This window comes from Streptomyces sp. WM6386, assembly GCF_000972385.1.
In the GTDB taxonomy this organism is placed as follows: domain Bacteria; phylum Actinomycetota; class Actinomycetes; order Streptomycetales; family Streptomycetaceae; genus Streptomyces.
Genome location: NZ_JXTE01000039.1, coordinates 20,493 through 33,528, shown reverse-complemented (window position 1 = coordinate 33,528; position 13,036 = coordinate 20,493). Strand labels below are relative to the sequence as shown.

The 13,036-nt window shown below is 67.8% G+C and carries 13 protein-coding genes; 11 read left to right on the top strand and 2 right to left on the bottom strand.

Annotation, left to right across the window (positions count from 1 at the left end; translation table 11 throughout):
* Window positions 1-11: 11 nt before the first annotated feature.
* Window positions 12-1,040: an ABC transporter permease gene (locus tag TN53_RS23615; RefSeq protein ID WP_095046691.1), complete on the bottom strand. Its 1,029-nt coding sequence runs from the start codon at window positions 1,038-1,040 to the stop codon at window positions 12-14.
* Between the two features lie 413 nt (window positions 1,041-1,453).
* Here TN53_RS23615 and TN53_RS23610 point away from each other — a divergent pair, with 413 nt between their 5' ends.
* From TN53_RS23610 to TN53_RS23590, 5 genes are read left to right on the top strand one after another with little or no spacing between them, the layout of a single operon-like run.
* A complete protein-coding gene (locus TN53_RS23610) occupies window positions 1,454-3,094 on the top strand; it encodes a peptide ABC transporter substrate-binding protein (RefSeq protein WP_046260613.1) in 1,641 nt (546 codons plus the stop codon).
* 6 nt (window positions 3,095-3,100) lie between these two features.
* A complete protein-coding gene (locus tag TN53_RS23605; protein WP_046260612.1) occupies window positions 3,101-4,024 on the top strand; it encodes an ABC transporter permease in 924 nt (307 codons plus the stop codon).
* A complete protein-coding gene (locus tag TN53_RS23600; protein WP_046260611.1) occupies window positions 4,017-4,994 on the top strand; it encodes an ABC transporter permease in 978 nt (325 codons plus the stop codon). The genes TN53_RS23605 and TN53_RS23600 overlap by 8 nt, the downstream gene beginning before the upstream one ends.
* 9 nt (window positions 4,995-5,003) lie before the next feature.
* Window positions 5,004-5,978, top strand: coding sequence for an ABC transporter ATP-binding protein (locus TN53_RS23595; RefSeq protein WP_046260610.1), 975 nt, complete (start codon window positions 5,004-5,006; stop codon window positions 5,976-5,978).
* Entirely contained in the window at window positions 5,971-7,017 is a 1,047-nt protein-coding gene (locus TN53_RS23590) for an ABC transporter ATP-binding protein (RefSeq protein ID WP_046260609.1), read from the top strand. Before TN53_RS23595 ends, TN53_RS23590 begins: the two co-directional genes overlap by 8 nt.
* A 190-nt stretch (window positions 7,018-7,207) precedes the next feature.
* On the opposite strand, the gene TN53_RS23585 is transcribed toward TN53_RS23590, so the two are convergent.
* Entirely contained in the window at window positions 7,208-9,325 is a 2,118-nt protein-coding gene (locus TN53_RS23585) for a S9 family peptidase (protein WP_046260608.1), read from the bottom strand.
* A gap of 175 nt (window positions 9,326-9,500) precedes the next feature.
* On the opposite strand from TN53_RS23585, the gene TN53_RS23580 reads away from it, so the two are divergent.
* The 6 genes from TN53_RS23580 to TN53_RS23560 all read left to right on the top strand — a co-directional run bounded on the left by TN53_RS23580 (window position 9,501) and on the right by TN53_RS23560 (window position 12,973).
* A complete protein-coding gene (locus TN53_RS23580) occupies window positions 9,501-9,695 on the top strand; it encodes a hypothetical protein (protein ID WP_046260607.1) in 195 nt (64 codons plus the stop codon).
* Window positions 9,696-9,963: 268 nt separating this feature from the next.
* Window positions 9,964-10,161, top strand: coding sequence for a hypothetical protein (locus TN53_RS48440; protein WP_052745290.1), 198 nt, complete (start codon window positions 9,964-9,966; stop codon window positions 10,159-10,161).
* 56 nt (window positions 10,162-10,217) lie between these two features.
* Window positions 10,218-11,192 (top strand): type I restriction endonuclease, encoded by a 975-nt coding sequence (locus TN53_RS49600; protein ID WP_052745289.1) that lies wholly within the window; start codon window positions 10,218-10,220, stop codon window positions 11,190-11,192.
* Entirely contained in the window at window positions 11,137-11,640 is a 504-nt protein-coding gene (locus TN53_RS49595; protein WP_052745288.1) for a hypothetical protein, read from the top strand. Before TN53_RS49600 ends, TN53_RS49595 begins: the two co-directional genes overlap by 56 nt.
* Window positions 11,641-11,705: 65 nt before the next feature.
* Window positions 11,706-12,566: an N-acetyl-1-D-myo-inositol-2-amino-2-deoxy-alpha-D-glucopyranoside deacetylase gene (gene mshB, locus TN53_RS23565; RefSeq protein ID WP_046260606.1), complete on the top strand. Its 861-nt coding sequence runs from the start codon at window positions 11,706-11,708 to the stop codon at window positions 12,564-12,566.
* Window positions 12,563-12,973 (top strand): DUF6113 family protein, encoded by a 411-nt coding sequence (locus TN53_RS23560; protein ID WP_046260605.1) that lies wholly within the window; start codon window positions 12,563-12,565, stop codon window positions 12,971-12,973. The genes mshB and TN53_RS23560 overlap by 4 nt, the downstream gene beginning before the upstream one ends.
* The last annotated feature ends 63 nt before the right edge of the window (window positions 12,974-13,036 follow it).

The window sequence follows — 13,036 nt, the reverse complement described above, 5'->3', positions numbered from 1 at the left end:
AGTGGGGTGCCTCAGCGCTTCGTCTTGGGGTCCAGCGCGTCGCGGACCGAGTCGCCGAGCAGGTTGAAGGCGACGACGAAGATCACCATGGAGAGACCGGGGAAGAGCATGAAGGTGATGTCGTCCTGGTAGTACTTGGCGCCGAACTGGAGCATGACGCCCCAGTCGGGCGTGGGGTCGGTGAGTCCCACGCCGAGGAAGGCGAGCCCCGCCTCCGCCGTCACATAGGCGGGCAGCAGGAGCGTCGACTGGATCAGGATCGGCGTCCACAGATTGGGCAGCAGTTCCTTGAAGATGATCCGGGCCGGCGAGGCCCCGGTGACCTTGGCGGCCTCCACGAACTCCCGCTCGCGCAGGGCGAGGACCTCGCCGCGCAGCAGACGGGCGATGGAGGCCCAGCCGAAGGCGGTCATCACGGTGATGAGGCTGGTGACCGTGAGCCAGATCGGGGTGTTCTCCTCCGGCGACACGAAGATCGCCAGCACGACCGGCCAGAAGGCGATGAAGAACAGCGTCTGCGGGAAGGCCAGCAGGATGTCGATGACCCGGCCGACGAAGTAGTCGGTGCGGCCGCCCAGGTAGCCGGCGGTGATGCCGATGACGACACCGAGCAGGGTCGTCAGGAGCGTGGCCGCGGTGGCGATGAGCAGCGAGTTGCGCATGCCGTAGAGCAGGAAGGTGAGGACGTCCCGGCCGAGCTGCGGCTCGACGCCGAACCAGAAGTCACCGCTGATGCCGCCGTTGGCCTTGACCGGGAAACCGAACTCGTTGAGCAGCCCCGGAGTGTTGATGCCGTACGTCGTGTACGGGTTCTTGCCGTAGAGCTTGGAGATCAGCGGAGCGCCGATCGCCACGACGAAGAAGAAGAGGACCACGTACCCGGATATGACGCCTGCGCGGTCCCGTTTGAAACGGCTCCAGGCGAGCCGTCCCGGCGAGCGGCTCTCGTTGCCCTTGAGAGGCGAGGACTTCGCCGGTGCCGCGCTGTCTTCGTCGGTCACCTCGAGTGAAGTGACCGGGGAAGGGGTTGGGGGGGTCATGATGCTCCGTGCCCTGTGGATCAAGGACTCCGCAGGGCGGTCCCTACGGGCTACGCCGGACTTTTTCAACGCAATTCATTCAAGGTCAATAAATTCTCGGTCGGCTTGGGTGGCTCTTTACTTTCTTTGCCTTTCCTTGACTGATCTGTAGCTACGCGTGTAGCGTGCCGTGATCGGCCTGTGTCTTACATCGGGCCAACTGCCCCAATCGGGCAATGAGTTCGATATGCGGACGTCGGAGTGTCGAAATCCGTACATAGGAGGGTCGCAATCCAACGGTTCGGCATCGGATCGTGAAGATCCATTGCGCACTTTGGGCCGTTCCCCTGAAGGGGTGAGTGCATGTGCGGTCTGCCTGTTTTACGCCGATATTGACCGGTAACGGAACAGTGCAGTCACACAGGAGGAACTCCATGCGCGGAGCCACGCACGCCAAATGGGCCGCATGCGCGGTCGCGGTCGCCGTCGCCGCCGCGGCCTGCGGGGGCGGGGACAGCGACAGCGGCGGCGGCAGTGGCGACGGCGGCGCGGTGCTGAGCTCCTCCTGGGGCGACCCGCAGAACCCGCTGGAGCCCGCCAACACCAACGAGGTGCAGGGCGGCAAGGTCCTCGACATGATCTTCCGGTCCCTGAAGAAGTACGACCCGGAGACCGGCAAGGCCGAGGACATGCTCGCCGAGAAGATCGAGACGAGCGACTCCCAGAACTTCACCGTCACCGTCAAGGACGGCTGGACCTTCAGCAACGGGGAGAAGGTCACGGCGAAGTCGTTCGTGGACGCCTGGAACTACGGGGCCAGCCTCAAGAACAACCAGAAGAACGCGTACTTCTTCAGCTACATCGACGGCTACGACAAGGCGCACCCCGAGGACGGCAGCAAGCAGAGCGCCCAGACGCTCTCCGGACTGAAGGTCACCGGCGCCAACACCTTCACCGTCAAGCTCAGCCAGAAGTTCTCGACCTTCCCCGACACCCTCGGCTACCCGGCCTACGCCCCGCTCCCGCAGGCGTTCTTCACCGACCACGCGGCCTGGGTCAAGAAGCCGGTCGGCAACGGCCCGTACACGATCGACTCGTACACCAAGGGCTCGCAGATGTCCCTGAAGAAGTGGGACGGCTACCCCGGTGACGACAAGGCGCAGAACGGCGGTGTGACCCTCAAGGTCTACACCGACAACAACACCGCCTACACCGACCTCATGGCCGGCAACCTCGACCTGGTCGACGATGTCCCGGCCGCCCAGCTCAAGAACGTCTCCAGCGACCTCGGCGACCGGTACATCAACACCCCGGCCGGCATCATCCAGACCCTCGCGTTCCCGTACTACGACAAGAACTGGAACAAGAGCGGGATGGACAAGGTCCGCACCGGCCTGTCCCGCGCGATCGACCGCAAGCAGATCACCGAGACGATCTTCCAGAAGACCCGCACCCCCGCCACCGACTGGACCTCCCCGGTCCTCGGCGAGGCGGGCGGCTTCCAGGACGGCCTGTGCGGTGACGCCTGCGACTACGACCCCGACGAGGCCAAGAAGCTCATCGCGGAGGGCGGCGGGCTGCCCGGCGGGAAGTTCAAGATCACGTACAACGCGGACACCGGCTCCCACAAGCTGTGGGTCGACGCGGTCTGCAACTCCATCAACAACGCGCTCGACAACGACAGGGCCTGCGTCGGCAACCCGATCGGCACCTTCGCCGACTTCCGCACCCAGATCACCGACAAGAAGATGTCGGGCCCGTTCCGCGCCGGCTGGCAGATGGACTACCCGCTCATCCAGAACTTCCTGCAGCCGCTCTACTACACCAACGCCTCCTCCAACGACGGCAAGTGGTCCAACGAGGACTTCGACAAGCTCGTCGACGAGGCCAACGCCGAGACCGACACCGGCAAGGCGATCGAGACGTTCCAGAAGGCCGAGGGGGTCGTCCGGGACAACATGGCCGCCATCCCGCTCTGGTACCAGAACGGCAGCGCGGGCTACTCGGAGCGGCTGTCCAACGTGAAGCTCAACCCGTTCAGCGTCCCCGTCTACAACGAGATCAAGGTCAGCTGACCCGCCATGGGACGCTACGTCGTCCGGCGTCTGCTCCAGATGATCCCGGTGTTCATCGGCGCCACCCTCCTGATCTTCCTCATGGTCAACGTGATGGGCGACCCCATCGCGGGCCTGTGCGGCGACCGGCAGTGCGACCCCGCCACGGCCGCCCAGCTGAAGAAGGAGTTCGGCCTCGACAAGCCGGTCTGGCAGCAGTACCTGACCTACATGGGGAACGTCTTCACCGGCGACTTCGGCACCGCGTTCAACGGGCAGGAGGTCACCGAGCTGATGGCGACGGCGTTCCCCGTGACGATCCGGCTGACGATCGTCGCGATCCTCTTCGAGGTCGTCATCGGCATCACGCTGGGTGTCGTCACGGGCCTGCGGCGCGGCCGGCCCGTCGACACCTCGGTCCTGATGTTCACGCTCGTGGTGATCTCGGTCCCGACGTTCGTCACCGGTCTGCTGCTCCAGCTCCTCCTCGGCGTCGAGTGGGGCTGGATCAAACCGTCGGTGTCGACGGACGCCACCTTCAGCGAGCTGATCGTGCCGGGCCTCGTCCTCGCGTCCGTGTCCCTCGCCTACGTGACCCGGCTGACCCGTACCTCCATCGCCGAGAACAGACGCTCCGACTACGTCCGTACGGCGGTGGCGAAGGGTCTGCCGAGGCGTCGGGTCATCACTCGCCACCTGCTCCGCAACTCACTGATCCCCGTTGTCACCTTCATCGGCACCGACATCGGCGCCCTGATGGGCGGCGCGATCGTCACCGAGCGCATCTTCAACATCCACGGCGTCGGCTACCAGCTCTACCAGGGCATCCTCCGCCAGAACACCCAGACCGTCGTCGGGTTCGTGACGGTCCTGGTCCTGGTGTTCCTGGTCGCCAACCTGCTCGTCGACCTCCTGTACGCCGTCCTCGACCCCAGGATCCGCTATGCCTGAGCAGCCGTACGACGACGGAGCGATCGCCGCGACCGGTATGGGCGGCGCGATGGATCTGGCGGTGAGCGAGGGCGAGACGTTGGAGAAGGTTCCTGGCGGACCCCAGGGAACAGGCCCCGCGGACAAGCCCCGCAGCCTCTGGTCGGACGCCTGGCGAGACCTTCGCCGCAACCCGGTCTTCATCATCTCCGCCCTGGTCATCCTCTTCCTGATCTTCATCTCGCTCTGGCCGTCCCTGATCGCCTCCGGCAACCCCCTCAAGTGCGACCTGGCCAAGGCACAGGAAGGCTCACAGCCCGGACACCCCTTCGGCTTCGACGGTCAGGGCTGCGACGTCTACACGCGCACGGTGTACGGCGCCCGTACATCGGTGACGGTCGGCGTCTGCGCCACGCTCGGGGTCGCGATCCTGGGCTCGGTCCTCGGCGGGATGGCCGGCTTCTTCGGCGGGTTCTGGGACTCGATCCTGTCCCGCATCACGGACGTGTTCTTCGCGATCCCGGTGGTCCTGGGCGGCCTGGTGCTGCTCTCGGTCGTCACCAGCAACTCAGTCTGGCCGGTCATCGGCTTCATGGTGCTGCTGGGCTGGCCGCAGATCTCCCGTATCGCCCGGGGCTCGGTCATCACCGTCAAGCAGAACGACTTCGTGCAGGCCGCGCGAGCCCTGGGCGCCTCCAACTCCCGGATGCTGCTGCGGCACATCACACCCAACGCGGTCGCGCCGGTGATCGTCGTGGCGACCATCGCGCTCGGCACGTACATCTCGCTGGAGGCGACCCTGTCGTACCTCGGCGTGGGCCTGAAGCCGCCGACGGTCAGCTGGGGCATCGACATCTCCTCGGCCTCCGCCTACATCCGCCAGGCCCCGCACATGCTCCTCTGGCCGGCCGGCGCCCTCGCCCTCACCGTCCTCGCGTTCATCATGCTCGGCGACGCGGTCCGCGACGCCCTCGACCCGAAGCTGAGGTGAGCCGGCGTCATGCTGCTCGAAGTGCGTGATCTGCATGTGGAGTTCCGGACGCGGGACGGGGTGGCCAAGGCGGTCAACGGGGTCGACTACTCGGTGGACGCGGGCGAGACGCTCGCCGTGCTCGGTGAGTCGGGGTCCGGAAAGTCGGTGACGGCGCAGGCGGTGATGGGGATCCTCGACATTCCGCCAGGGCGGATCACCGGTGGCGAGATCCTCTTCCAGGGCAAGGACCTGCTGAAGCTGAAGGAGGAGGAGCGGCGGAAGGTCCGGGGCGCCGAGATGGCGATGATCTTCCAGGACGCGCTGTCCTCGCTGAACCCGGTGCTGAGCGTCGGCGACCAGCTCGGCGAGATGTTCGTCGTCCACCGGGGCATGTCGAGGAAGGACGCGCGGGCCAGATCGATCGAGCTGATGGACCGCGTCCGCATCCCGGGGGCGAGAGAGCGGGTCAAGCAGTACCCGCACCAGTTCTCCGGCGGTATGCGCCAGCGCATCATGATCGCGATGGCGATGGCCCTGGAACCCGCCCTGATCATCGCCGACGAACCGACGACCGCGCTGGACGTGACGGTCCAGGCCCAGGTCATGGACCTGCTCGCGGAGTTGCAGCGCGAGCTCAACATGGGGCTCATCCTCATCACCCACGACCTCGGCGTGGTCGCGGACGTCGCCGACCGGATCGCGGTGATGTACGCGGGCCGCATCGTCGAGTCGGCCCCCGTCCACGACATCTACAAGGCGCCGGCCCACCCCTACACCAGGGGCCTCCTCGACTCCATCCCGCGCCTGGACCAGAAGGGCCAGGAGCTCTATGCCATCAAGGGCCTGCCCCCCAACCTCATGAACATCCCGCCGGGCTGCGCCTTCAACCCCCGCTGTCCCATGGCCCAGGACGTGTGCCGGACGGACGTACCCCCGCTGTACGACGTCTCCGAAGACCGCACGAGTGCCTGCCACTTCTGGAGGGAGTGCCTGAATGGCTGAGCCGATTCTGGAGGTCAGCGGGTTGGTCAAGCACTATCCGCTCACCACGGGCATCCTCTTCAAGAAGCAGGTCGGCGCGGTGAAGGCGGTGGACGGCGTCGACTTCGCCCTCGACCGCGGCGAAACCCTGGGCATCGTGGGCGAGTCGGGCTGCGGCAAGTCCACGGTCGCCAAGATGCTGGTCAACCTGGAACGTCCGACCGCCGGCACGATCAGGTACAAGGGCGAGGACCTCACCAAGCTCTCCGGCAAGGCCCTCAAGTCGGTGCGCCGCAACATCCAGATGGTGTTCCAGGACCCGTACACCTCCCTCAACCCCCGTATGACGGTGGGCGACATCATCGGGGAGCCGTACGAGATCCACCCGGAGGTGGCGCCGAAGGGCGACCGCAGGAAGAAGGTCCAGGACCTCCTGGACGTGGTCGGCCTGAACCCGGAGTACATCAACCGCTACCCCCACCAGTTCTCCGGCGGCCAGCGCCAACGCATCGGTATCGCACGCGGGTTGGCGCTCCGCCCGGAGGTGATCGTCGCGGACGAGCCGGTCTCGGCGCTCGATGTCTCCGTCCAGGCCCAGGTCATCAACCTGATGGACCGGCTGCAGAACGAGTTCGACCTCTCGTACGTCTTCATCGCCCACGACCTCTCGATCGTCCGCCACATCTCGGACCGCGTGGGTGTGATGTACCTGGGCCGCATCGTGGAGATCGGCAAGGACGCGGAGATCTACGACCACCCCACGCACCCGTACACCCAGGCCCTGCTCTCCGCGGTCCCGGTCCCCGACCCGGAGGCCCGTGAACACCGCGAACGCATCATCCTGTCCGGAGACGTCCCCTCCCCGACCAACATCCCCTCCGGCTGCCGCTTCCGCACCCGCTGCTGGAAGGCCCGGGAACGCTGCGCCCTGGAGGTACCGGCATTGGCGGTCCCGAGCGAGTTCCGCCTGCTGCCGGGTCCGGCCGCGCATGACTCGGCGTGCCATTTCGCGGAGGAGAAACAGGTGGTGCCGGTGGAGGGGGACGAGGCCGGGGGCTGACACCGGACCCCGGGCGGCCATGCGGCCGGTGCCTGCGAAAACCGCACAAACAGCCACCAACTGCGTTAACACGCAGGCAACTCGGCTGACCCGGTCCCGATATACGGACGCGTCAGTCTGAACGACGTACGGCCGTGCGGGTGCCGTAAACGGACCGGGGTGCGCCATGTCACCCCGGTCCGTTGCTTTGCTACGACAGCCCCAACGACCGCTTCAGGAAGTCGACCTGGAGCAGGAGCAGGTTCTCCGCGACCTGTTCCTGCGGGGTCATGTGGGTCACCCCGGACAGGGGGAGGACCTCGTGCGGGCGGCCTGCCGAGAGCAGGGCCGAGGACAGACGCAGGGTGTGGGCCGCGACGACGTTGTCGTCCGCCAGGCCGTGGACGATCATCAGGGGCCGGTGCGGCTCGGCGGGGGAGGAGAGGCCCTCGTCGGTCAGCAGGGAGCTCTTGGCGTACGACTCCGGTGACGCCGTCGGATCACCCAGATACCGCTCCGTGTAGTGCGTGTCGTACAGCCGCCAGTCCGTCACCGGTGCCCCCGCGATCCCGGCGTGGAAGACGTCGGGGCGGCGCAGCACCGCGAGCCCCGCCAGCCAGCCGCCGTAGGACCAGCCCCGGATCGCCACCCGGGAGAGGTCGAGCGGATACGACTTCGCCAGTGACTCCAGCGCCTCGACCTGGTCGTCCAGGGACACCGTGAGGTCGTGGTGGATCGCCTTCTCCCAGGCCGGCGAGCGACCGGGCGTACCCCGGCCGTCCGCGACGACCACCGCGAAACCCTGGTCGGCGAACCACTGCGAGGTGAGGTGCGCGTTGTGGGCGGCCAGGACGCGGGGACCGTGCGGACCACCGTAGGGATCCATCAAAACCGGCAACGGGGTCGCACCGTCGTGATCTTGAGGCAGCAGCACGGCGCATGGGATCCGCCGTGCGCCCCCCTCGGTGAGCGTCATGCGCGGGGACATACCGGGATCTTCGGCGTACGAGGTGACGGTCGCCGCTGTCTTGCCGTCCCGCAGTACCCGCGCCCGGGACCCCGCCCGGTCCGGCGTCGCGGACACCAGCACCGTCACGCCCCCGGCGCGCACCGCCGTGTGCACGCCCGGCTCCAGGGACACACGTTCCGTACCGAGTTCGTTCACCCGGTACACATGTACCTCGCCGGTCTGCGGGTCCGCCGCGCCCTCACCCGCCGACCCCGACACCAGGATGTCGTCGTCGGAGACATCCAGCACCGCGCGGACGTGCAACTTCGGTCCTGTCAGCAGGCGTTCGCCGACTGCGAGGACCCGCGCGCCACCCTCGTCCACGATGCGGACGAGCTGCCCGGAAGGGCTCCAACAGGGCACCCCTGGGAAAAGATCAAGCCAAGTTGGATCTTCGTCGGCGTGCACCATCCGCGTCGCCCCCGACCCCGGGTCCACGGCCAGGAACAGCTGGCTGCGCTGGTCCCGAGCCTGCACAAGCAACAGTGGCGCACCCGCCGCTGACCAGTGCACATGCGCCAGATACGGGTAGCGCTTCCGGTCCCAGGACACCTCCGTGCGCGCCCCGTCGAGGTCGATCACGAAGAGCCGGACCGCCGCGTTCGCCGTACCCGCCGCCGGGTAGGCGACGTGCTGTGGATCACGTTCGGGACGGGCCGGGTCGGAGATCCACCAGCGCCGTACGGGAGTGTCGTCCGCGCGCGCGACCAGCAGCAGGTCCGACTCCGGCGACCACCAGAACCCCCGCGACCGTCCCATCTCCTCGGCCGCGATGAACTCCGCGAGCCCGTAGGTGACTTGTTCCGACTCCGGCTCGGCCAGCGCCCGGTCCCCCTCGCCCTCGGCGCCCGTGACGCGCAGGGCGCCCTGCGTGACGTAGGCGACGAACCGGCCGTCGGGGGAGGGGCGTGGGTCGATCACCGGCCCCGGGACGGGGAGTTCACGTGCCGTGCCGGCCCGGAGCTCCGCCGCGAAAAGCCGTCCTGACAACGCGAAAGAGGCCAACTCGACCGCCGTGTCGGTGGCATAGCCGACGATCCCGGCCCCGCCCTCACGGCTCCGCTCGCGCCGCGCCCGCTCCTCGGGCGACAGGTCCTCCGAGGCCCCGCCCAGCAGGGCGCGCGGGTCGGCCGCCACGCGCTCCCCGCCGTCCGCGGGGTCGAGCACCCACAGCGAACTCGCCCGGTCCGTACCGGAGGACGAGCGCAGGAACACGACACGGGAACCGTCGGGAGCCACCGCGAACGCGCGTGGCGCGCCGAGTGTGAACCGCTGGGTCCGGGCATGCCGGCGAGGGAAGGAGTCGGACGTCGTCGTCATGCTCCGACCATATTGGCCATGCGCCCCCTTGTGCGGCAGTGCGCCGACGGATGCGCGCGCACGGATAGTTATGATCACTAGCGCATAGTGGGTATGAACCTGCTGGCGCCTGTATGGATTTATCTGCCCCCCTGGTCCGACCCCGCGCTCTTGGGATCTTTGGAGGTGAGCCGCCGTGGCACTTTCGATTTCGGCGGTGGTGCTGCTGGCGATCGTCGTCTTCCTGCTGGTCAAGAAGTCAGGGCTGAAGGCCGGACATGCGGTCGTCTGCATGTTGCTCGGCTTCTACCTGGCCTCTTCGACCATGGCGCCGACGATCAGCGAGCTGACGACGAACATCGCGGGGATGATCGGCAGCATCAAGTTCTGACGCCGCGCCCGCCCGGCCTGTTGTCTCCCTCGGGTGTCTCTGGCTCCGTAGGCTTTGATGACGGATGCAGGCCAGGCGAGGGCTGAGGCGGGGGCGCGTGGACAGGCGCAGTGGTGACGACCGGCTCCGGGAGCCGGCGAAGGCTTCGCCTAATTGTGCCCGTCTGTACGGATATCGGCCTCTCCTTGCCATCTACGGCTCGCAGGCGGAACTCACCGTCTTCACCAACCCGAACGCGGCCTAGGTCAGCGCGGGCCAGTTCGGCGAGGTGCTGGCCGAGGAGTTCGTCACCCGCACGGGCACGCGCGTCACGGGCACGACCCAGTTCGACCGCCTCAACGCGCTCACGCGGGCGGGCGTGCTGGTCGGCTGGAGCCGTGAGGCGTTCGACAAGCTGCGCCGGGGGGCCGCAACGATGCCGCGCACAACCATCTCTTCGACACGACGAGGGCACTCGAAGCACTGAAGCTGTGTTGGCAGTTGGGCAATCTCTTAGACCGTGGCACGGGCGGGACGCGGACCGTGGCGGCCTTCGTCCCGCCGACGCTCCCAGCCGATACGCAATCCGTCGACCCAGAGGAGATCGCGGAGTTTCAGGAGGCGCTGGAGGGCCATCGTCGATCACTGGCCGAGTCGCGCGTCAAGCTGTCCGAGACCAGCAATCGACTGGAGGCCGAGCGTCGGGCCCGTGCCGAGGCCGAGGCCCTGATCGAGAGCGCGCGGCAGCAGAAGTCGGCGTACGCCGCGGAGATCGAGGACCTGAGGGCACAGGTCGCCGAACTGCGAACGGTCCACGAGCGGCAGTACGAACGTGAGCGCCTCCAACCGCGCAAGGTCGCCTCCGCGGCCCGGGACGCCATCGTCGAACGCGCCCAGCGCCCAGCCCCTCTCAACGAGGTCCAGGCACGCAAGAAGATCGACGCGATGCTGCTCAAGGCGGGCTGGCTGATCCAGAGCAAGGCGGAGGCCAATCCGCTCGCGGGCCGGGGCGTGGCCATCGAGGAGTTCACCTTGGCCACCGGCCGGGCCGATTACGTCCTGTACGTCGACGGGAAGATCGCCGGGGTCATCGAGGCCAAGCGTGAGGGAACACCACTCGCCAGTGCCCTCGCCCAGAACGAGCGATACGCGGCCGGTGTGCTCAAGGAACACGCGATGGCCGTGTGGCGCCGGGAGGAACCCTTCGCGTTCCGTTACGTCAGCACGGGCGCGGAGACGTACTTCCTGAACCGTGTCGATCCCGACGCGCGTTCCCGCGAGGTCTTCGCCTTCCACCGTCCCGAGACCGTAGCGGCGTGGATGAAGCGGGCCGACGAGGAACCGGGCACACCCACCTTCCGCGCCGCCCTCCGCACAAGCCTCCCCCTCCTGGAGACCCACGGCTTGCGCATGGCCCGGGGGAGCCGGCCAGCACTTCACCCCCCGCGCCCTCATCGACGCCATGATCGACGTCACCCAGCCTGGCCCGGACGACACGATCACCGACCCTGCCTGTGACACGGGCGGCAGCCCCGACATGCCGTACCAGCTGAGGGTCTACGAGTTGCCGCTGCACACGGTCGAGGCGGTGAGGCGAGGCGACATCACGGTTCTCGACGCCGTCGTGGAGCACCTGCGCGACAAACTCGCCGCACAGTCGCTCCAGCACCCCGGGAAGATCTCCGAGGTGCTCAAGCTGGTTACAGAGAAGAAGGTCTGGTACGAGTCCGCCGGGTGGATCAACCAGTCGTTCTTTCAGGGCCGCACCTCGCTGAATGAAAAGAAGCTTCGCAGTCGCTATCTGGAGATCACCCAGAGGCGCAACAAGATCGCACACGACGCTGACCTGATCGATGGTGATCTGGAGCAGCGCCGCTCCATTGACGAGGCAAGTGTGAACGACGCCATCGACTGGATCGAACGCACAGCACTCGCCATCGCCCACGTCCTCGACGACCAGGGGTGACGCAGAGGACGCGGAGGTAGCGGGTGGGCGGGGGAGGAGGCCGGAGGCCTCGTAGGGTGGGGTCCATGACGGAACCTCCCGCCCGGCGTCTGCTGCTGGTGCACGCGCACCCGGACGACGAGTCGATCAACAACGGCGCGACGATGGCCCGCTATGCGGCCGAGGGTGCCCTCGTGACCCTGGTCACCTGCACGCTCGGTGAGCGCGGCGAGGTCATCCCGGCCGAGCTCCAGCACCTCACCGGCACCGCCCTCGGCGAGTACCGGCTGGGCGAGCTCTCCGCCGCGATGCGTGAACTCGGCGTCCAGGACTTCCGTCTGCTCGGCGGCCCCGGCCATTACCGGGACTCCGGGATGATGGGCCTCGCCGACAACGACGACCCCGCGTGCTTCTGGCGGGCGGACGTCGACGAGGCCGCCGCCCGGCTGGTCGAGGTGATCCTGGAGGTACGCCCCCACGTGCTCGTCACCTACGACGAGAACGGCGGCTACGGCCACCCCGACCACATCCAGGCCCACCGCGTCGCCGTGCGCGCCGCCGACCTGGCGGTCGAAGCGGGCTGGACCATCCCCAAGATCTACTGGAACCGCGTACCGCGCTCGGTCGGCGAGCAGGCCTTCGAGCGGCTGGCCGAGGTGCTGCCGGGGCTTCCCTTCGACAAGCCGGGCGTCCTCGACGACGTCCCCGGTGTCGTGGCCGACGAGCGGATCACCACCGAGATCGACGGCACCGCGTACGCCGCCGCCAAGGCCGCCGCGATGGCCGCGCACGCCACCCAGGTCACCGTGGCCGAGCCGTACTTCGTGCTGTCCAACGACCTCGCGCAGCCCGTCTTCACCACCGAGTACTACGAGTTGGTACGGGGAGAAAGGGCACTCGGAGCGCGCGAGACCGATCTTTTCGCCGGTACGGAGGCGACCTCATGAACGAGCCCGGGTCCCTGCTCGCCCAGCCCCTGAAGGCGCCTCCCGCCGGGCGGGCGCTGGTGTACGTCGGTCTCTTCGTGCTCGGCGCGGTCGTCGGCGCCGCCGGGTCGCTGGTGCAGGCCGGCTGGTTCCCGGGCGGGCTGCTGCTCGCGCTCGCCGGTGAGGCCGGGCTCTGTCTGGGCGGCGCGCGTGCCGTCGGCAGCCGGGGCGGGGCCGTCGCACCCGCCGCCGGCTGGATGCTCGCCGTCATCCTGCTCACCGCGAGCCGACCGGAGGGCGACTTCCTCTTCGGCGCGGGCACCGGCTCGTACCTCTTTCTGCTCGGCGGCATGGCCACAGCTGTGATCTGCGCCACGCTTGGGCAGAGACGGCAACCAGACGGCGATGCCGTCCGACTTGCCAAGTGACGTACCACTTCGCCGCGACTGGGACGTGCGAGTCCGGTGTGGGTTTCCCCAGCGGTCGTGGGA